The 18,706-nt window shown below is 69.5% G+C and carries 19 protein-coding genes and 3 tRNA genes; 18 read left to right on the forward strand and 4 right to left on the reverse strand.

Going from position 1 to position 18,706, the window contains the following annotated elements:
* Positions 1-50: 50 nt before the first annotated feature.
* Positions 51-899: a ribokinase gene (locus tag H284_RS0114420; RefSeq protein WP_020076808.1), complete on the forward strand. Its 849-nt coding sequence runs from the start codon at positions 51-53 to the stop codon at positions 897-899.
* Positions 900-991: 92 nt separating this feature from the next.
* Here H284_RS0114420 and H284_RS0114425 read toward each other — a convergent pair.
* From H284_RS0114425 to H284_RS0114435, 3 genes are all read right to left on the reverse strand, one after another.
* A tRNA-Phe gene (locus tag H284_RS0114425) sits at positions 992-1,067 on the reverse strand.
* A gap of 60 nt (positions 1,068-1,127) precedes the next feature.
* Positions 1,128-1,204: transfer RNA gene (locus H284_RS0114430), tRNA-Asp, on the reverse strand.
* A gap of 60 nt (positions 1,205-1,264) precedes the next feature.
* Positions 1,265-1,337 (reverse strand) — tRNA-Glu (locus H284_RS0114435).
* A 351-nt stretch (positions 1,338-1,688) separates the two neighbouring features.
* Here H284_RS0114435 and H284_RS0114440 point away from each other — a divergent pair.
* Both H284_RS0114440 and H284_RS0114445 read left to right on the forward strand, forming a co-directional pair.
* On the forward strand, positions 1,689-2,975 hold the full coding sequence (locus H284_RS0114440) for a peptidoglycan DD-metalloendopeptidase family protein (RefSeq protein WP_018192135.1): 1,287 nt from the start codon (positions 1,689-1,691) through the stop codon (positions 2,973-2,975).
* Complete coding sequence (locus H284_RS0114445) at positions 2,968-4,254, forward strand: C40 family peptidase (protein WP_020076809.1); 1,287 nt, start codon at positions 2,968-2,970, stop codon at positions 4,252-4,254. Before H284_RS0114440 ends, H284_RS0114445 begins: the two co-directional genes overlap by 8 nt.
* Positions 4,255-4,344: 90 nt before the next feature.
* Here the strand turns inward: H284_RS0114445 and H284_RS0114450 are convergent, their stop codons facing one another.
* Positions 4,345-4,836, reverse strand: a complete 492-nt coding sequence (locus tag H284_RS0114450; protein WP_020076810.1) for an inorganic diphosphatase — start codon at positions 4,834-4,836, stop codon at positions 4,345-4,347.
* Positions 4,837-4,881: 45 nt separating this feature from the next.
* Here H284_RS0114450 and tilS point away from each other — a divergent pair, with 45 nt between their 5' ends.
* The 15 genes from tilS (at position 4,882) to cls (ending at position 18,681) form a co-directional block, all read left to right on the forward strand.
* A complete protein-coding gene (tilS, locus tag H284_RS0114455) occupies positions 4,882-5,973 on the forward strand; it encodes a tRNA lysidine(34) synthetase TilS (RefSeq protein ID WP_020076811.1) in 1,092 nt (363 codons plus the stop codon).
* A gap of 16 nt (positions 5,974-5,989) precedes the next feature.
* The gene (gene hpt, locus H284_RS0114460) at positions 5,990-6,541 is read left to right on the forward strand and encodes a hypoxanthine phosphoribosyltransferase (protein WP_020076812.1); all 552 of its coding nucleotides are present in this window, start codon (positions 5,990-5,992) and stop codon (positions 6,539-6,541) included.
* A gap of 79 nt (positions 6,542-6,620) precedes the next feature.
* Positions 6,621-8,624 carry an ATP-dependent zinc metalloprotease FtsH gene (gene ftsH / locus H284_RS0114465; RefSeq protein ID WP_020076813.1) on the forward strand — a complete coding sequence of 668 codons (2,004 nt, stop codon included), beginning with the start codon at positions 6,621-6,623 and terminating at the stop codon, positions 8,622-8,624.
* A 13-nt stretch (positions 8,625-8,637) separates the two neighbouring features.
* On the forward strand, positions 8,638-9,216 hold the full coding sequence (gene folE / locus H284_RS0114470) for a GTP cyclohydrolase I (RefSeq protein ID WP_020076814.1): 579 nt from the start codon (positions 8,638-8,640) through the stop codon (positions 9,214-9,216).
* The gene (folP, locus tag H284_RS0114475; protein ID WP_020076815.1) at positions 9,213-10,016 is read left to right on the forward strand and encodes a dihydropteroate synthase; all 804 of its coding nucleotides are present in this window, start codon (positions 9,213-9,215) and stop codon (positions 10,014-10,016) included. The genes folE and folP overlap by 4 nt, the downstream gene beginning before the upstream one ends.
* On the forward strand, positions 10,009-10,392 hold the full coding sequence (gene folB, locus H284_RS0114480; protein WP_020076816.1) for a dihydroneopterin aldolase: 384 nt from the start codon (positions 10,009-10,011) through the stop codon (positions 10,390-10,392). The genes folP and folB overlap by 8 nt, the downstream gene beginning before the upstream one ends.
* Positions 10,393-10,421: 29 nt before the next feature.
* Entirely contained in the window at positions 10,422-10,931 is a 510-nt protein-coding gene (gene folK, locus H284_RS0114485; protein WP_231371249.1) for a 2-amino-4-hydroxy-6-hydroxymethyldihydropteridine diphosphokinase, read from the forward strand.
* On the forward strand, positions 10,928-11,407 hold the full coding sequence (locus tag H284_RS0114490) for a DUF3180 domain-containing protein (RefSeq protein ID WP_020076818.1): 480 nt from the start codon (positions 10,928-10,930) through the stop codon (positions 11,405-11,407). Before folK ends, H284_RS0114490 begins: the two co-directional genes overlap by 4 nt.
* The gene (locus tag H284_RS0114495) at positions 11,391-11,876 is read left to right on the forward strand and encodes a PH domain-containing protein (protein ID WP_018192124.1); all 486 of its coding nucleotides are present in this window, start codon (positions 11,391-11,393) and stop codon (positions 11,874-11,876) included. Before H284_RS0114490 ends, H284_RS0114495 begins: the two co-directional genes overlap by 17 nt.
* Positions 11,873-13,552, forward strand: coding sequence for a PH domain-containing protein (locus tag H284_RS0114500; RefSeq protein WP_020076819.1), 1,680 nt, complete (start codon positions 11,873-11,875; stop codon positions 13,550-13,552). The genes H284_RS0114495 and H284_RS0114500 overlap by 4 nt, the downstream gene beginning before the upstream one ends.
* On the forward strand, positions 13,552-14,385 hold the full coding sequence (locus H284_RS0114505) for a Rossmann-like and DUF2520 domain-containing protein (RefSeq protein ID WP_020076820.1): 834 nt from the start codon (positions 13,552-13,554) through the stop codon (positions 14,383-14,385). The genes H284_RS0114500 and H284_RS0114505 overlap by 1 nt, the downstream gene beginning before the upstream one ends.
* A gap of 34 nt (positions 14,386-14,419) precedes the next feature.
* A complete protein-coding gene (gene panC, locus H284_RS0114510; RefSeq protein ID WP_020076821.1) occupies positions 14,420-15,298 on the forward strand; it encodes a pantoate--beta-alanine ligase in 879 nt (292 codons plus the stop codon).
* A gap of 41 nt (positions 15,299-15,339) precedes the next feature.
* Positions 15,340-16,869, forward strand: coding sequence for a lysine--tRNA ligase (gene lysS, locus H284_RS0114515; protein ID WP_020076822.1), 1,530 nt, complete (start codon positions 15,340-15,342; stop codon positions 16,867-16,869).
* A 33-nt stretch (positions 16,870-16,902) separates the two neighbouring features.
* A complete protein-coding gene (locus tag H284_RS21085) occupies positions 16,903-17,076 on the forward strand; it encodes a hypothetical protein (protein ID WP_018192119.1) in 174 nt (57 codons plus the stop codon).
* Between the two features lie 141 nt (positions 17,077-17,217).
* Positions 17,218-18,681 (forward strand): cardiolipin synthase, encoded by a 1,464-nt coding sequence (gene cls, locus H284_RS0114525; protein ID WP_020076823.1) that lies wholly within the window; start codon positions 17,218-17,220, stop codon positions 18,679-18,681.
* Positions 18,682-18,706: the final 25 nt, after the last annotated feature.

An 18,706-nucleotide genomic window follows, 5' to 3' on the forward strand; every position in this document is an offset into this window, starting at 1 on the left:
TAGCATCCAATCCAGCGCCCCCGTGGCGTGCAGGACGAAAGGCCACCTCTGTGCACGACCTCCGTGATGTTGTCGTCGTCGGCAGTATCAACGTCGACCTCACCGCCATCGCCGACCGCCTCCCCACCGCGGGGGAGACCATCGGAAACGCTGCCCTGCATCGAGACGCGGGAGGAAAAGGGGCGAACCAGGCTGCCGCGGCAAGCCGCCTCGGCGCGCGCGTTCGGATGGTCGGTGCCATCGGGGATGACGCGGACGGGCGGTGGATGCTGGATGAGCTGCGATCTGCCGGGGTCGATGTGTCCGCCGTACGCATCGTCGACGAGCCGACGGGCACGGCGCTGATCGCTGTCGATCGGCACGGGGAGAACCAGATCGTCGTCTGCCCGGGGGCGAACAGTGAGGTGTCTCTCAACGGTCTCCACATCGCGGATGACGAGGTCGTCCTGACCCAGCTCGAGGTCGACACCGGGCTGGTGTGCGAACTGGCAGGGTCGACCGCTGCCTTCTTGGTGGTCAATGCGGCTCCTGCGCAAGCGCTTCCCGCTGAGCTGGTCCGTCGCGCAGATCTGTTCATCGTCAACGAGTCCGAATTCGCGCTCATGCCTGAGCTGGCCGACGCGCAACGCGTGGCCGTCACCTACGGCGGGGACGGCGCCGCGCTCTACGAGAAGGGATCGCTGGTGGTTCGCGTACCGGCCGTGCGCGCCGAGCCTGTGAATACAGTCGGGGCCGGTGATGCCTTCTGCGCCGCCCTTGCGCTCTCGTTGACAGCCGGTGTCGACCCGGAACACGCCCTGGGGATAGCGTGCGCGGTGGGAGCGGCAGCGGTCGAGGACGAGAGAAGCCAGCCGGCTTTCGCCAACCTGGCCGACTATGCGGGCGACCTGGCGCGGTGACCGACGACGCACGCGCGTGATGCGGTCGCGGACGCGACTCCGTCCTATCTAGTGAAAAACCCCGGCATCCTCAAGGATCCGGGGGTTTTCTCTGGTGGCTCCGACCGGCATCGATCCGGTGACCTTTCGATTTTCAGTCGAACGCTCTACCAACTGAGCTACAGAGCCAGGGGATGCTCGCGCATCCACCTAGACGGAAGCCCTTCCTAGTGGAAGGGCTTGTCGCCGTGGCGACCCTGACGGGACTTGAACCCGCGACCTCCGCCGTGACAGGGCGGCACGCTAACCAACTGCGCTACAGGGCCTTAGTGTGTTGCTTCTTGAGTTATCTGGTGCTGATCAATACTAGTGGACACCGTTCGGCGTGACCCCAACGGGATTCGAACCCGTGCTACCGCCGTGAAAGGGCGGCGTCCTAGGCCGCTAAACGATGGGGCCGGATTGTCTCGAATTGCTTCCGCTTTCCGATGACCACCGACGCATAAGCATACGGAAGTGCGACAGAGAATGCGAATCGGGTTCGGATCCCGGGCGGGTCGGCGCCCGGCGGCCCGTTGCCGGTTCGCGCAACGCCACTCCGAAATCCGGGGATGGGGCGGAACCGCGACATAGTCTGCGACCCAGGCGGTCCCCCCGGCCGCTCGTGCGGACGCACGCCGACCCCCATCGTTCCGGCCTCCGACCAGGCCGGAAAATCGCCATGTTGATAGAGTGACGCATGTTGACAGTGGGGCACGTGTGACTCGCGTGACGGACGTCGACGCAGAAGTGAGCGGGCCGAGAAACACCATGAGACGCGAAACGACCAGCCGAACGGTTCCCCCGACCACCCGCGGTTCACGCCGCCGGGCGGTCATCGGCGCCCGCGCGACGCGCGCCATCGCGGCCCTGATCGTCGGCGTGGTGGCCTCGGTCGGCGCCGTCTCCGCCCCTGCGTACGCGGACAACTACCCCAGCTGGCAGGACGTCCAGGCCGCGAAGGCCAACGAGTCCGCCGCTTCCGCGCAGGTCAACCGCATCAACGGCCTCATCGCCCAGCTCAAGCAGGAGGTGGCCGACACTCAGGCGGCCGCGGTGAAGCGCGGCGAGGAGCTCGAGGTCGCTCAGGCGAACTTCGATCAGGCGGCCATGAAGGCCCTCGACCTCGAGTCGCAGGCCGCTGCCAGCCAGAAGAAGGCGGATGACGCGAGCGCCCAGGCGGGCAAGCTCGCCGCCCAGCTCTACCGCACCGGTGGCCGGAATCTGACCGCCAACCTGTTCCTCTCCGGCAACAACGCGACCTCCAAGAGCCCGGAGCAGCTCCTCTCCGACCTCGGCAGCATGTCGAAGCTGGTGGAGCAGTCCAACAAGGTCTACGCCGACGCCAAGGCCGCGCAGAACACGGCGAAGTCGCTGTCCGACCAGGCGGTCGTCGCCAAGGCCGACCGCGAGCGCCTCCGCGTCGTCGCCGAGGCGGCGATGCAGGCGGCGATCGAGGCGGCGAAGGCAGCGCAGGACAAGCTCGCCGAGCAACAGAAGCAGATCGTCGTCATGCAGGCGCAGCTCGCGGCGCTGAAGGACGCGACCGCAAAGACCGTCGCCGGTTACGAAGCCGGTGTCGCGGCGGCCGCCGCTGCTGCCGCAGCTCGCGGCTCGGGTGGCCTCCCGGGCGGTTACGTCGGACCGCAGGGCTGGGCGGTGCCCGCCGCCGGCCCGATCACCGACGGCTTCGGCGCACGCCCCTCGCCCGGCGGGGTCGGCAGCACCTACCACCTGGGCATCGACATCGGCGCCTCGTGCAACGCGCCCATCTACGCGGCCCACGACGGCACCGTCGTCTACGCCGGACCGAACGGCTCGTACGGCAACTTCGTCCTCATCGACAACGGCGGGGGCATCCAGACGGGCTACGCCCACATCCGCAACGGCGGCATCCTCGTCGGCATCGGCCAGCAGGTCGGCGCCGGCCAGCCCATCGCCCGCGTCGGCACCACCGGCGCCTCCACCGGCTGCCACCTCCACTACGAGGTCCGCGTCGGCGGCGAGAAGATCGATGGGATCCCGTTCATGAGAGATCGGCAGGCACCCCTTGGCTAACGAGAACGAGAAGAGCAGCCGCGTCCGCCCCGGCCTCGCCATCGGCGCGGGGGTCATGGGCGCGGTCACGGCATCCATCGGCATCGTCGCCCCAGCGCAGGCGGTCGACTACCCGTCGTGGAACGACGTCCAGCAGGCGAAGAACAATGTGGCCAACCAGCAGGCGATGATCGACAACATCACGTCGCTGATCGGCAACCTCCAGTCGAGTGTGGATGCGGCCCGCATCGCCTCGGAGAAGGCGGCGGAGGCCTACTTCCAAGCCAAGGACGCCCTCGACGCGGCGACCGCCAAGGCCGCCGACCTGGAGAAGCAGGCGGGAGCCGCGGCCGAGAAGGCCAAGACCTCCAAGATGCGCGCCGGTCTTCTGGCGTCGCACCTGGCGAAGTCCGGCGGCGGCGACGTCACCACGGACCTCATGCTCAAGGGCGGCGGGTCCGGCGACGCCGCCGACAAGCTCCTGTTCCAGCTCGGGACGATGAGCAAGCTCACCGAGCAGTCGAAGGCCGTCTACGAGCAGGCGACGAAGGACAAGAACACCGCCGACGCGCTGACCGCGCAGGCGAAGTCGGCCAAGACCGAGCGCGAGTCGCTGGCCGACGAAGCCGACAAGGCTCTGGCTGCGGCTCAGGATGCGCAGGCCAAGGCGCAGGCGGCCCTCGCCACCCAGCAGCAGAAGTCGACCGAGCTCGTCGCCCAGCTCGCGACGCTGAAGAACACCTCGGCGCAGACCGAGGCGGCCTACCTGCAGGGCGAGCAGATCAAGGCTCAGCAGGAGGCCGCACGGCGGGCTGCTGCCGCTGCTGCCGCGGCGGCAGCAGCGGCAGCAGCGAACCAGCCCTCATCGGGTGGTGCAGCGCCGGCGGGCGGCGGTGGGGGAGCGGCCCCTGCGGCACCCAACGGCAACGTCGTCGACACCGCGATCGCGTACGCCCGCGCCCAGCTCGGCAAGCCGTACATCTTCGGCGGCGAGGGCCCCACCGGATACGACTGCTCCGGACTGACGATGAAGGCATATGCCTACGCCGGCGTCTACATCGGCTCCCACTCCGTGAACAACCAGTACTACACGGCCGCCGACAGGGGCCAGCTGGTCTCGTACAGCGCCAAGCAGGCGGGCGACCTGATCTTCTGGGGCGACGGTCCCGGCGACTTCTACCACGTCGGCATCTACATCGGCGGCGGCATGATGATCGCGGCTCCGACCGAGGGCGACGTCGTCAAGGTCCAGTCCGTCTGGGGTTCCCCCTGGCGCCTCGTGGCCCGTCCCAGCGCCTAACTCCCGAACCCCCACCGTCGAGTACACAAAAACTGCACGCCATCCGGCCGGACGGCGTGCAGTTTTTGTGTACTCGACGGGGGCCGGAGGTCAGTGACCCTCGGCGGCGAGCTTCGCGATGGCCTTCTGGATGAGGCCGTCGGCCTCCGCGGCGTTGCCCCAGCCGTCGATGTTCACGAACTTGCCCGGCTCGAGGTCCTTGTAGCGGGCGAAGAAGTGCTCGATCTCCTTGCGGGTCTGCTCCGGGATGTCGGCGACGTCCTGGATGTGCTGCCAGCGCGGGTCCTTGTACGGCACCGCGATGACCTTCGCGTCGCCGCCCGCCTCGTCGCTCATGTTGAGGACGCCCACCGGGCGGACCTTGACGCCGACGCCCGGGAACAGCGGGTACTCGAGCAGCACCAGGGCATCCAGCGGGTCGCCGTCGTCGCCCAGCGTGTTCTCGAAGAAGCCGTAGTCGGTCGGGTAGACGAAGCTGGTGAACAGCACGCGGTCGAGGTACACGCGACCCGTCTCGTGATCCACCTCGTACTTGTTGCGGCTCCCCTTCGGGATCTCGATGACGACGTCGTATTCGGCCATTCCGTACTCCTTAGCTCTCGGCAAAACCTCCACTAACGTTACTGGATGCACCTCGACGGATCGGAGGCCGGGCAGGCCTCGCCCGACCCGCAGCGCCGCCCGCGCCTGACCCCGCCGATCGCCGACGCGCGCCGCGCCGTCCGCACTGCGCTCGCCGCGGCGGCGGCCCTGCCGGAGGTCGACCCGCACGACGACCACGGCCCCGAGCGGCCGGCGCCCCTGCGATCGGGAGCCCTCGTGCTCGTGGGTCTGAGCGGGGGAGCGGACTCGCTCGCGCTCGCCGCCGCGACCGCCTTCGAGGCGCCGAGGAACGGCTTCCGCGCCGGCGCCGTGATCGTCGACCACGGCCTCCAGCCGGGTTCGGATGCGGTGGCCGCGCGGGCAGCGGAGCAGGCGACGGCCCTCGGCCTCGAGCCGGTGCTGGTCGAACGGGTCGCCGTGGAGCGGGAGGGCGGCCCGGAGGGGGCGGCACGCGCTGCCCGCCACGCCGCGTTCGACCGGGCGATGGCCGCGACCGGCGCTGAGCGCATCCTGCTCGCCCACACTCTCGATGACCAGGCCGAGACGGTCCTGCTCGGTCTCGCGCGCGGTTCTGGTCCGTCGAGCCTGCAGGGGATGCTGCCCGACACCGGCCGCCTGCTGCGCCCGTTCCTCGGTCTCCGCCGCAGCGAGACGCGTGCGTTCTGCGCCGACAGCCGCCTGGAGCCCTGGGACGACCCGCACAACGACGACCCCTCCTACACGCGAGTGCGCGTACGCGCGGAGGTCCTCCCGGTGATGGAGCGGGAGCTCGGCCCCGGCGTGGCCGAAGCCCTCGCGCGAACCGCTGAGCAGCTGCGCGAGGACGACGAGGCCCTCGACGGCCTGGCGCTGGAGTGGGCGCTCGAGCTGGTCAGCCAGACCGATGACGGCGCGGTCGCGCTCGACGTCCGCGGGCTGGCGGCGGACCCGGCGGCGCTCCGCCAGCGGATCATCCGGCTGGTCGTCTCCGCGGAGTTCGGGGTGTCCCTCACACGTGCTCACACCCTGGCGGTCGCGGCCCTCATCACCGACTGGCACGGGCAGGGGCCGGTCGACCTGCCAGGCGTTAGAGTGGTCAGGCAGAACGGGCTGCTCACGTTTCACCCCACCACGTAAGGACAGCGCCTCCCCCATGGAACTCACGGACGTTCAGAACGACCTGACCGAGATTCTGATCACCGAGGAGCAGATCCGCTCCCGCATCGCCGAGCTGGCACGGGAGGTGGAGCGGGACTACGCCGGCAAGGACGTCCTGCTGATCGGCGTCCTGAAGGGCGCGGTCATGGTGATGGCCGACCTGTCCCGTGAGCTCCGCATGCCCGTGACGATGGACTGGATGGCCGTCAGCTCCTACGGCAGCGGCACGCAGTCCAGCGGCGTCGTCCGCATCCTCAAAGACCTCGACACCGACCTGAGCGGCAAGACCGTCCTGATCGTCGAGGACATCATCGACTCGGGCCTCACGCTCTCGTGGCTGCTGTCGAACCTGCGCAGCCGCGGGCCCGAGTCCATCGAGATCTTCACGCTGCTGCGCAAGCCGGAGGCGGCGCGCGTCGAGATCGACGTCAAGTACGTCGGATTCGACATCCCGAACCAGTTCGTGGTCGGCTACGGCCTCGACTTCGACGAGCGCTACCGCACCCTGCGCGGCGTCGGCATCCTGGCGCCCGCCGTCTACAGCTGACGCCAGCGGCCCGCGCGCAGACCGCCCAGAGCGAACACGCAGCCGACCCACAGCGCCCAGGCGGTACTGTGGTCGCACCATGAACGTCAAGAAGATCTTCCGCGGCCCGATCCTGTACGTCGTGCTGGCGATCATCATCGTCTGGATCGGCTCGAGCCTGATCACGATGTCGGGCTTCAAGAGCGTGTCGACGCAGAAGGGCCTGGAGTACCTCTCCCAGGACAAGGTGTCCAGCGCGAAGATCGTCGACGGTGAGAACCGTGTCGACCTGACGCTCAAGGAGCCGGACGGCAACCTGGGCAACCAGGTGCAGTTCTACTACGTCACCCCTCGCGGCGCAGACGTCGTGAAGGCGGTCGACGACGCGAACCTCCCCAAGGGCTACGACGACGAGGTCCCGCAGCCGAACTGGTTCGTCAACATCCTCGGCTTCCTCATCCCGGCCCTCCTCATCGGCGTGTTCTTCTGGATCATGATCTCCGGCATGCAGGGCGGCGGGAACAAGGTCATGCAGTTCGGCAAGTCGCGGGCGAAGCTCGTGACCAAAGAGACGCCGAAGGTCACCTTCGACGACGTCGCCGGGTCGGACGAGGCCATCGAGGAGCTGCAGGAGATCAAGGACTTCCTGAAGGAGCCGGCCAAGTTCCAGGCCGTCGGCGCCCGCATCCCGAAGGGCGTGCTGCTGTACGGCCCTCCCGGTACGGGCAAGACCCTGCTCGCCCGCGCCGTCGCAGGTGAGGCCGGTGTGCCCTTCTACTCGATCTCCGGTTCGGACTTCGTCGAGATGTTCGTCGGTGTCGGCGCCAGCCGTGTCCGCGACCTGTTCCAGCAGGCGAAGGAGAACTCGCCCGCCATCATCTTCATCGACGAGATCGACGCGGTCGGCCGTCACCGCGGCGCCGGCCTCGGCGGTGGGCACGACGAGCGCGAGCAGACGCTGAACCAGCTCCTGGTGGAGATGGACGGCTTCGACCCGAAGACCAACGTCATCCTGATCGCGGCGACCAACCGTCCCGACATTCTCGACCCCGCACTCCTGCGTCCGGGCCGCTTCGACCGCCAGATCGGCGTGGATGCGCCCGACATGCTCGGCCGGAAGAAGATCCTCGAGGTGCACGGTCGCGGCAAGCCGCTGGCGGCGTCGGTCGACCTCGAGGTGCTCGCCCGCAAGACGCCGGGCTTCACCGGAGCCGACCTGGCGAACGTCCTCAACGAGGCCGCACTGCTCACCGCACGCTCGAACGCGCAGCTGATCGACAACCGCGCGCTCGACGAGGCCGTGGATCGCGTCATCGCCGGTCCGCAGAAGCGCACCCGGGTCATGAAGGACCAGGAGAAGCTCATCACGGCGTACCACGAGGGCGGACACGCGCTCGCCGCCGCGGCGATGCGCCACACCGACCCCGTGACGAAGATCACCATCCTGCCGCGCGGCCGCGCCCTCGGCTACACGATGGTGCTCCCCCTGGAGGACAAGTACTCGGTCACTCGCAACGAGCTCCTCGACCAGCTCGCATACGCCATGGGCGGCCGCGTCGCCGAGGAGATCGTGTTCCACGACCCGACCACCGGCGCCTCGAACGACATCGAGAAGGCGACCTCCATCGCCCGCAAGATGGTCACCGAGTACGGCATGAGCGCTGACATCGGATCGGTCAAGCTGGGCCAGGCGAACGGCGAGATGTTCCTCGGCCGCGACATGGGCCACCAGCGCGACTACTCCGAGCGGATCGCCGAGCGTGTCGACGCCGAGGTGCGCGCCCTCATCGAGAAGGCGCACGACGAGGCGTGGGAGGTGCTCAACGACAACCGCGCGGTCCTCGACCGGCTGGCCGCCGCGCTCCTCGAGCACGAGACCCTCGACCACAACCAGATCGCCGAGATCTTCGCCGACGTGAAGAAGCTGCCCGAGCGCCCGCAGTGGCTCTCCAGCGACAAGCGCCCGATCTCGGACGTCCCGCCCATCCCGTTCCCCAAGGCCCCGATCGACGCGGGCGCGGTGGACGGCGGCGTCGACTCCGAGCCGCCGGCGACGAAGCCGAAGCGTTCGCCCGCGATCAAGCCGCGCCCGGCGACCGCCTAGGGCCGTCGCGCGCATGAGCGGCATCGATCGTCCGCGCATCGAAGCGGCCGTCGCCGAGATCCTCGCCGCCATCGGCGAGGATCCGTCGCGTCCGGGCCTCGAGAGCACGCCGTCGCGCGTGGCGGATTCGTACGCCGAGTTCTTCGCCGGGATCGGCCGGGATGCCGCCGCCGAGCTGGGGGAGCCGGTGCCGCTCGAACAGGGTCACCAGGCCGATACCGTCCTGCTTCGCGACATCGAGTTCCGCTCCGTCTGCGAGCACCACCTGCTGCCCTTCCTCGGCGTCGCCCACGTCGCGTACCTGCCCGGCGACAGCGTCATCGGACTGGGACGCATCCCGCGCGCGATCGAGATCCTCGCGTCGCGTCCGCAGATCCAGGAGCGCCTGACCGAGCAGATCGCCGACACGATCGAGCAGGGCGCTTCCGCACGCGGCGTGCTCGTCGTGCTCGATGCCGCGCACTCCTGCGTCACGACCCGTGGCGCCCGGCAGTCAGGCAGCACGACCGTGACCGTCGCCGCCCGTGGGGCGTACTCCGACCCCGTGGTGCGGGCCGAACTCATCGCGTTGATCGGACGCGGCGTCAAGTGACCCTCATCATGGGCGTCCTCAACGTGACGCCGGACTCGTTCAGCGACGGCGGACTCTGGCTGGAGCCCGACGCCGCCATCGCGCACGGCCTCGACCTGGTCGCCCAGGGCGCCGACATGGTCGACGTCGGCGGCGAGTCGACCCGGCCCGGAGCCGCGAGCGTCGACCCGGTCGACGAGCAGGCCCGCGTCGTCCCCGTGATCCGCGAGCTGGCCTCCCGCGGGGTGACGGTCAGCGTCGACACCCTCAACGCGTCCACCGCACGGGCCGCGGTCGAGGCGGGCGCGGCGATCATCAACGACGTCTCGGGCGGCCTCGCCGACGAGCGGATGCCGGACGTCGTGCTCGAGACGGGCGCCCAGTACGTCGCGATGCATTGGCGCGGCCGGCTCGACGCGACCGACTCGCGGGCCGTCTACGAGCACACGGTGGCGGAGGTCCGGGCGGAGCTCTCCGCGCGCGTCACCGACCTGGTGCGGCGCGGCATCGACCCGGCCAAGCTCATCCTCGACCCCGGCCTCGGCTTCTCGAAGAACGCACGGCACAACTGGCAGGTCCTCGCCGGGCTGCACGAGATCGAGACGCTGGGGTACCCGGTGCTGATCGGCGCATCCCGTAAACGGTTCCTGGGAGCGCTGCTGCCGGAGGGGGCGCCGGCGGAGGCGCGCGACGCCCCGACGGCCGTCATCTCGGCGCTGGCCGCACAGGCGGGCGCGTGGGCCGTCCGGGTCCACGATGTTCCGTCGACACGGATCGCCCTCGACGTGGTGCGGGCATGGCAAGCTGGACGCGATGAGTAGCATCCAGCCGCGGCCCGCCGACTCGATCATCCTGACCGGTCTGCGCGTCCGCGCCAACCACGGAGTGTTCGACTTCGAGCGCGCCGACGGGCAGGACTTCGTCGTCGACGTCACGGCCTGGCTCGACCTCTCGGTCGCGGCGGCCGGTGACGACCTCGCATCGACCGTCCACTACGGCGAGCTCGCCGAAGAAGTGGTGGCGGCCGTCGAGCGGGACCCCGTCGACCTCATCGAGACCGTCGCCGAGCGGGTCGCCGCGACCGTGCTCGCGCACGAGCCGGTGGATGTCGTCGAGGTGACCGTCCACAAGCCGCAGGCGCCAATCAGCGTGCCGTTTGGGGATGTCGCCGTGCGCATCATGCGGGGGCGCGCGTGAACGCCGCTCCGCCGGGGAAGCCGGTCCGCATGCGGGTCGGCGTTCCGGCCGTGCTCGCGTTCGGGAGCAACCTCGGCGACCGCGCCGGCACCATCAATGCGGCCGTTGATGCGCTGCGCGAGGAGGCCGGGGTCGATGTGCAGGCGGTCTCGCGGCTGTACGAGACGCCCGCGCTGAAGCCCGACGGGATCGACGTGGAGGCGCCCGCCTACCTCAACGCGGTAGCGCTCGTCCGCACTCTGCTCGATCCGCTCGCGCTGCTCGGCGTCGTCAACAGGGTCGAGGACCGGCTGGGCCGCGTCCGCGAAGAGCATTGGGGCGACCGCACCATCGACATCGACATCGTCGACTACGACGGGATGGTGTCCGACGACGACCCGCGCATCGTGCTGCCGCATCCGCGGTCGCACGAGCGTGCCTTCGTCCTCGTGCCGTGGCTCGACGTCGACCCGGATGCCCGGCTTACCGGCTTCGGATCGGTCGCCGAGCTCGCCGCTCGCGCCACCGATCCCGTCCGTCTCTGGGAGGGCCGCTCGTGAAGCGCACCCGTCCGAGCTCGCTGATCGGCCTCGGCGTCGCCGGGCTCGTCGTCGGCTTCCTCGCCGAGCTGGCCGCCGCCGGCATGGGCCAGCCCGTGTTCATCCCGCCGCTGACGCTGCCGATCACACTGGTGGCGGTGGCGATCATCGTCATCGCGTTCGCTCTGCCGATCCGCCGTGCCGTGCGCGGGCGGAGCGTTCGCCGCATCGACCCGTTCCAGGCCACCCGGATCGTCGTGCTCGCCAAGGCGTGCGGGCTGAGCGGCGCGCTGCTCACGGGCATCGGCATCGGGATCGGCGCCTACCTGCTCAGCCGCGACGTCCTGCCGGGCGGCAACGCCATCCTGCTTACCGCGCTCACGACGGCCGGAGCGGTGATCCTGCTCGTCGCCGGTCTCGTCGCCGAGCTGTTCTGCACCCTGCCCCCGGGCGACGACGACGACCGCACGGAGACCGCGAATGCCCGATCGGATTGACCTCAACGTCGGCGAGTGGCGCCGCGTCTCGCCCAAATACGTCCTCGTCGTCATCGCGAGCACGGTGATCACCGGGCTCGTGCTCGCGGCGGCTTCGCTGTTCCTCTGGCTGGTGGGCGGCTGGCCGTTCGGCTGGGTGGCGCTCGTCGTCGTGGTCGTGATCTCGGTGATCGCGCTGATCATCGCGCCGCGCCGCGCCCGCTCGATCGGGTACCGGCTGCGCGACGACGACCTGCTGTTTCGCCGCGGCATCATGTTCCAGCGCTTCGTCTCGGTCCCGTACGGGCGCATGCAGCTCATCGACATCAACAGGGGACCGGTCAGCCGGATGCTCGGACTGGCCGACCTCAAGTTCGTCACGGCCGCCGCATCCACCGGCGTGATGGTCCCTGGCCTCCCGGAGCCGGAGGCTGCCGAGCTTCGCGACCGGCTCGTAGAGCTGGCGGAGAGTAGACGGGCGGGACTGTGAGCGCCCCGGATGGCGGCGCGCCGGCGGGTCCGCCCGTCGGCCGGCCCCTGACGCGTGCGGAGCGCGCCGCCGAGCGGTACACCGACGGCGAGTGGCACCGGCTGCATCCCGCGACGCCTCTGCTTCGCGGCGGCATCGTGTTCATCGCCCTGTTCGGATTCGTTCTCTCGAACCTGCGTGAGCGCCTGATCGGCTTCTTCGTCGGCGCGCCCGAGTACGGCGGAGACCCGCTGGACGCGATCTACAACCACGGCTGGGAGGGCTGGGCTCTGCTCGGGGTGGCGGTCGTGCTGCTGCTCTGCTTCGGGGCCTTCTACCTCTCGTGGCGCATGCACAGCTTCCGGATCACGGGCGATGCGGTCGAGGTGCGCAGCGGCATCCTGTTCCGCACGCAGCGCAAGGCGCGACTCGACCGCATTCAGGGCATCAACGTCGTGCGGCCGGTGCTGGCGCGCATCTTCGGAGCGGCCAAGCTGGATGTGTCGGTCGCCGGACACGACGCGAACGTGCAGCTGGCCTACCTGGGCTCGTCTCTGGCAGACGGCCTGCGAGCGGACGTGCTGCGGCTGGCGTCCGGCGTGCGGGCCGCGGAGGCAGCGGAGGCGGAGGCGGCAGCGGCGGGCGGTGCGGACGCGGTTGCCGTCGACGAGAGCGGCTCGGGTGCACCGGCAGGCGCACCGACGGCCGGCGGTGCTCCTTCCCGTGCGGCCGCAGTCGGGGACCTCGTCGGCCGTCGCGTGAATGAGTTCCTCGCCCCCGAGCTGGATCCGAACGCCGCGCCGCCGGAGTCGGTCGTCAAGATTCCGCCGCTGCGGCTATTGGGCTCGCTCCTGCTGAGCGGCTTCACGGTGTTCGTGCTGGTCGTGATCGCCTTCCTGATCTGGGGCGCGTCGAGCGGCGAGCTGTGGCTCCTCATCGTCGTGCTGCCCGGTCTGATCGGGTCCGCCAGCTTCTACATCAACCGCTTCACGAAGTCGTTGCGGTACTCGATCGCCGGGACCCCGGACGGAGTGCGCGTCGGCTTCGGTCTGCTGAGCACGAGCAACGAGACCCTGCCGCCCGGTCGCATCCATGCCGTGGAGGTGCTGCAACCGCTGTTGTGGCGGCCGTTCGGGTGGTGGCAGATCCGCATCGACACCGCGGGCCATTCGCGCGAGAAGGGTGCCGCCGGGCAACCGAACACGACGATGCTTCCTGTCGGCGACGCGGCTGATGTCTTCCGTGTGCTGTCGCTGGTGCTGCCGGGCTTCGCAACGGACGAGCACCGGGAGCTGATCGAATCCGGGATGACCTCGGCCGGGCGGGACGCGTTCGTCGGCAGTCCGCGTCGTGCGGTGTGGATCCGTCCGTTCTCCTGGCAGCGCACCGGATACCGCGTGGTGGATGACGCGATCCTGCTGCGCCGTGGGTTCGTCTGGCGGAGTCTCGCGATCGTGCCGCTCGCGCGTCTGCAGAGCCTGGAGCTCCAGCAGGGTCCTCTGGATGCGGCCCTCGGGCTGGCCGAAGCGAGGTTCCACACCGTGTCCGGCCCGGTCCACCCGCGGCTGGCGGCGATCGACGCACCGAACGGTGTCCGGCTGTTCGAGGAGGTCTCGACGCGGGCCGTCGCCGCGGCGGCCGCGGACCGGAGCCACCGGTGGGGGCAGGCCACGAACCATAGCGAGAAGGAGCACTGATGTTGCCGTCCGCCCGTCCGCCTTCGCAGCGTTCCGGCCGGCTGGGGCTGGGCATCATCGGCGCCGGTCGCGTCGGGCCGGTGCTCGGCCTCGCCCTGGCCGGCGCCGGACACGCGATCGTCGGGGTCTCGGCCGTGTCGGAGCAGAGCCGCGAGCGCGCGGAGGCGATGCTGCCCGGAGTTCCGGTGCTCGACATCCCGACCGTGGTGGAGCGCAGCGAGCTGGTGATCCTGGCCGTGCCCGCGCCCGAGCTCCCGAGCCTGGTCGCGGGTCTCGCAGCGACGGGGACGTGGCAGCCCGGCCAGATCGTGCTGCACACGGCTCCAGGGTTCGGGATCGACGTGCTGCAGCCCGCAGCGACCGCTGGCGCCATCCCGCTGGCCGTCCACCCGGCCCTGGAGTTCACCGGCACGAGTCTGGACCTCGCCCGGCTCGGCGAGAGCTACTTCGCCGTGACGGCTCCGGCCCCGGTCCTTCCGATCGCGCAGGCGCTGGTGGTGGAGATGGGCGGCGAGCCGGTGGTCGTCGATGAGGCTGATCGGCCGGCCTACGCCGAGGCGATCGCGACGGCGACGGCGTTCTCCCGGTCGATCGTGGAGCAGTCGACGGGCCTGCTGCGGAGCATCGGTGTCGAGAAGCCCGGCTCCTTCCTCAGTTCGCTCATCCGCTCCGCTGTGGACAACGCGCTCACCCGGGCCGGGGCTCCGACGCGGCTGGACCTCGACGTGATCGGCGCTCTGCAGGACGACGCGGCAGGCGGTGTCGCGGGAGGTACCGGCCCCGAGGGCGATCCCGGTGACGACGGGCGCGGCTGGTTCCTGCGCGGCGAGTAGCCTGGTTGCGGCCGGTTTCGAGCCGGCCGAAGGGATGCGCATGCCAGAGATCATCACCACCATCGCCGAGCTGCGGGCCCGGGTCGCGGACGCGCGCCGTGTCGCCGGCCAGGACGGCCCGGCGGACGCGCCCACCGGCCGCGTGGTACTCGTGCCGACCATGGGGGCGCTGCACGAGGGACACCTCCGCCTGGTGTCGCAGGCGCGCGACCTCGGTGGTTTCGTCGTGGTGTCGATCTTCGTGAACCCGCTGCAGTTCGGCCCAGGAGAGGACTTGGACCGCTACCCGCGCACCCTGGACGCGGACGTCACCGCCCTCGAGGGGCTCGCCGACGTCGTGTTCGCTCCCTCCGCCTCGGAGATGTATCCGAACGGCCCCTCGGAGACCCGGGTGACCGCGGGGGAGTCCGGAACCGTGTTCGAGGGAGCCTCCCGCCCCGGACACTTCGACGGTGTCCTGACCGTCGTCAGCAAGCTCTTCAACATCGTGCAGCCGGACGTCGCCGTCTTCGGTCAGAAGGACGCCCAGCAGGTGCATGTCATCGGCCGCATGGTCGATGACCTCAACCTGCCGGTCTCGATCGCCGTCGTGGACACCGTCCGCGAGTCGGACGGCCTCGCCCTTTCCAGCCGCAACCGCTACCTGGATGAGGACCAGCGCCTCGCCGCGGTCACCCTGTCCCGCGCCCTGTCCGCCGGCTCGGATGCCGCTCGCGATGGCGTGGAGGCCGCCCTCGGAGCCGCCCGCGCGCACGTCGAGGCGGACCCAGCCGTTAAGCTTGACTATCTCGCGATCGTCGACCCGGATACCTTCCGCGAAGCGTCGCCTGACCACCACGGTCCCGCCCTGATGCTGATCGCCGCTCGCGTCGGAACGACCCGGCTGATCGACAACCAGCGCCTCACGACGTGACCACCGCACCACCGCCCGCCCCCTCGAACGGAAAGACAGCGATGACCGACGCGCAGACCACCGCGGCCGACCTCGGCGACGACCAGCTCGGCGAAGACGAGATCAGCGAGCAGAAGGCGGTCCGGCTCGGCAAGCGCGACCGTCTGCTCGCCGAGGCGGAGGGCCCCGGCGGCGGCGCGTACCCGGTGCAGGTTCCGGTCACCACGACCATCCCGGCCGTCCGCGCGAAGTGGGATCACCTGCAGCCGGACGAGGGCTCCGGCGAGATCGTCGGCATCGCCGGCCGGGTCGTGCACCTGCGCAACACCGGCAAGCTGTGCTTCGCGGTGCTGCAGGCCGGCGATGGCTCGCGCATCCAGGTGATGGTGTCGCTCGCCGAGGTGGGCGAGGAGTCGCTGGGCGCGTGGAAGGAGCTCGTCGACCTCGGCGACCACGTGTTCGTCTCCGGCGAGGTCGTGTCGAGCCGCCGCGGCGAGCTCTCGGTCATGGCGCGCGAGTGGCGGATCGCCGCCAAGGCGCTGCTTCCCCTGCCGAATCTGCACAGCGAGCTGAGCGAGGAGACCCGCGTCCGCGCCCGCTACCTGGACCTGATCGCGCGCGACCAGGCGCGGAAGACGGTCCTCGATCGCGCGGCGGCCGTCGCGAGCCTGCGCCGCACGTTCGCGGACCGCGGCTTCGTCGAGGTCGAGACGCCGATGCTGCAGGTCATCCACGGTGGCGCGTCCGCTCGCCCGTTCGTCACGCACTCGAACGCCTTCGACACGGAGCTGTACCTCCGCATCGCGCCCGAGCTCTACCTGAAGCGCGCCGTGGTCGGCGGCATCGACCACGTGTTCGAGATCAACCGCAACTTCCGCAATGAGGGCGCGGACTCGACGCACTCTCCGGAGTTCGCGATGCTGGAGGCCTACCAGGCCTACGGCGACTACAACTCGATCGCCGACCTCACCCAGACGCTCATCCAGGACGCCGCCGTCGCGGTCTCCGGATCGCACGTCGTCACGTGGGCGGACGGCACCGAGTACGACCTCGGCGGCGAGTGGGACCGCATCCGCATGTACGACAGCCTGTCCGACGCGATCGGCGAGGAGATCACGCCGGAGACTCCCATCGAGCGCCTCCGCGAGCTCGCCGCTCTCGCCGGGATCGAGATCGAGCACCCGCTGCCGGGCAAGTACGTCGAGGAGCTGTGGGAGCACTACGTCAAGACCGACCTCGTGCGTCCGACCTTCGTCATGGACTTCCCCGTCGACACCAGCCCTCTGGTGCGCGCGCACCGTTCGCGGGATGGCGTCGTCGAGAAGTGGGATCTGTACACGCGGGGCTTCGAACTCGCGACCGGCTACTCCGAGCTCGTCGATCCGGTCGTGCAGCGGGAGCGCTTCGTCGAGCAGGCGAAGCTGGCAGCCGCGGGCGACAACGAGGCGATGCGTCTCGACGAGGAGTTCCTCCGGGCTCTCGAGTTCGGCATGCCGCCGACCGGTGGCATGGGCATGGGCATCGACCGGCTGCTGATGGCCCTCACCGGCCTGGGCATCCGCGAGACGATCCTCTTCCCGCTGGTCAAGTAGGCTCCCAGGACCCGGCGGTACGATGGAGAAGCTATGAACGACGTCATCAGCGGTATCGTCTGGGCCCTCGCGCCGACCGTCCTGGTCGGTCTGCTGTTCTGGGCGATCATGCGCGCGATCGTGCGCGCCGACCGCAACGAGCGGAAGGCCTACTCGCGTTTGGAAGCCGAGGAGCGGGCTCGCCGCGGCCTCGCCCCCAAGGCCTGACTCCTTCCCACCGAGCGCCGTCGGCCACGTGACCTTCGCCGCCCGCGTGCGGAGGGCCTCGCCGCTCGACGTTCGCGTTCCCGCTACGGTATGTCTGGGGGCGCATGGGCGTCTTTCTGGGATCGACCGAGGGATGCGTGCATGGAGACGGGGTTCTGGGTCTCGTTCTTCATCGTCCTGGCGCTTCTGATCGACTTCGTCATCCGCGTCCTCGCCATCATCATCGTCCCGCGCAATCGCAAGCCGACGTCGGCTACCGCGTGGTTGCTCGCGATCTTCTTGATCCCCTACATCGGCATCCTCTTCTTCCTCCTCATTGGCAGTTACAAGCTGCCCAAGAGCCGCCGCCAGAAGCAGGACGAAATCAACCGCTTCATCATCGACAGCACCGAGGGCATCGAGCGGGTGCGCCGTGACCACCCGTGGCCGCCGTGGCTCGAAGGGGTCGTCGAGCTGAACCGCAAGCTCGGCGCCATGCCGCTCGTCGGCGGCAACCGGGCGACACTCAACGGCGACTACCAGGGGTCGCTCGACGCGATGGCCGCGGAGATCGGCAAGGCGAAGCGATACGTCCACGTCGAGTTCTACATCTTGACGCTCGACAAGACGACCGCCCCGTTCTTCGATGCCCTGGAGGCCGCCGTGGAGCGCGGCGTGACCGTACGCGTGCTCCTCGACCACATCGCCTCGCTGCGGACGCCCGACTACAAGCGCACTCTCGAGAGGCTCACGGCGATGGGCGCCCGGTGGCAGCTCATGCTTCCGGTCCAGCCCTTCAAGGGGAAGTACCAGCGCCCCGACCTCCGGAACCACCGCAAGCTGCTCGTGGTCGATGGTCGCGTGGCGTTCATGGGTTCCCAGAACGTCATCGACCGGAGCTACAACAAGAAGTCGAACATCCGGCGCGGGCTCAAGTGGAAGGAGCTCATCGTCCGGCTCGAGGGCCCCATCGTCGCCGGTCTGAACGCCATCTTCATCACCGACTGGTACAGCGAGACGGACGAACTGCTCCGCCGCGAGACCGAGCCCATCACCGACGAGATCGAGGCCAACGAGCTCGACGCCCAAGTGGTGCCCTCCGGACCGGGATTCGCCGGTGAGAACAACCTCCGCCTCTTCCTCGCCCTCCTCTACTACGCCCAGGAACGCATCGTCATCACGTCCCCGTACTTCGTGCCGGACGAGTCGATGCTCATGGCCGTCACCTCCGCCGTGCAGCGTGGGATCCGCGTCGACCTGTTCGTCTCCGAGATCGGTGACCAGGCCCTCGTCTATCACGCTCAGCGCTCCTACTATGAGGCGCTCCTGCGCGCAGGAGTCCGGATCTGGATGTACAAGGCGCCCTACATCCTTCATGCGAAGCACTTCACCATCGACGACGACGTCGCCGTCATCGGTTCGAGCAACATGGACATGCGTTCCTTCCAGCTCAACATGGAGGTCTCCCTCATGGTGCGCGGGCGTTCGTTCGTGGATGAGATGCGGAAGGTCGAGGACGGCTATCGCCAGGACAGCCGCGAGCTCACGCTGGACGAGTGGATGAAGCAGCCGCTCCGCTCCACCGTTCTGGACAACCTGGCCCGGCTGACCTCCGCACTGCAGTGACCCGCCGGACCTGCGGAGCCGTGTG

This window comes from Cryocola sp. 340MFSha3.1 (genome assembly GCF_000383315.1).
GTDB lineage: Bacteria > Actinomycetota > Actinomycetes > Actinomycetales > Microbacteriaceae > Leifsonia.

Coding starts and splice junctions, on each gene's coding strand:
- H284_RS0114440 (WP_018192135.1), top strand. CDS start 1,689: ATGAGACGCGAAACGACCAGCCGAACGGTTCCCCCGACCACCCGCGGT.
- H284_RS0114450 (WP_020076810.1), bottom strand. CDS start 4,836: ATGGCCGAATACGACGTCGTCATCGAGATCCCGAAGGGGAGCCGCAAC.
- tilS (WP_020076811.1), top strand. CDS start 4,882: ATGCACCTCGACGGATCGGAGGCCGGGCAGGCCTCGCCCGACCCGCAG.
- hpt (WP_020076812.1), top strand. CDS start 5,990: ATGGAACTCACGGACGTTCAGAACGACCTGACCGAGATTCTGATCACC.
- ftsH (WP_020076813.1), top strand. CDS start 6,621: ATGAACGTCAAGAAGATCTTCCGCGGCCCGATCCTGTACGTCGTGCTG.
- folE (WP_020076814.1), top strand. CDS start 8,638: ATGAGCGGCATCGATCGTCCGCGCATCGAAGCGGCCGTCGCCGAGATC.
- folB (WP_020076816.1), top strand. CDS start 10,009: ATGAGTAGCATCCAGCCGCGGCCCGCCGACTCGATCATCCTGACCGGT.
- folK (WP_231371249.1), top strand. CDS start 10,422: ATGCGGGTCGGCGTTCCGGCCGTGCTCGCGTTCGGGAGCAACCTCGGC.
- H284_RS0114495 (WP_018192124.1), top strand. CDS start 11,391: ATGCCCGATCGGATTGACCTCAACGTCGGCGAGTGGCGCCGCGTCTCG.
- H284_RS0114505 (WP_020076820.1), top strand. CDS start 13,552: ATGTTGCCGTCCGCCCGTCCGCCTTCGCAGCGTTCCGGCCGGCTGGGG.
- panC (WP_020076821.1), top strand. CDS start 14,420: ATGCGCATGCCAGAGATCATCACCACCATCGCCGAGCTGCGGGCCCGG.
- lysS (WP_020076822.1), top strand. CDS start 15,340: ATGACCGACGCGCAGACCACCGCGGCCGACCTCGGCGACGACCAGCTC.
- H284_RS21085 (WP_018192119.1), top strand. CDS start 16,903: ATGAACGACGTCATCAGCGGTATCGTCTGGGCCCTCGCGCCGACCGTC.
- cls (WP_020076823.1), top strand. CDS start 17,218: ATGGAGACGGGGTTCTGGGTCTCGTTCTTCATCGTCCTGGCGCTTCTG.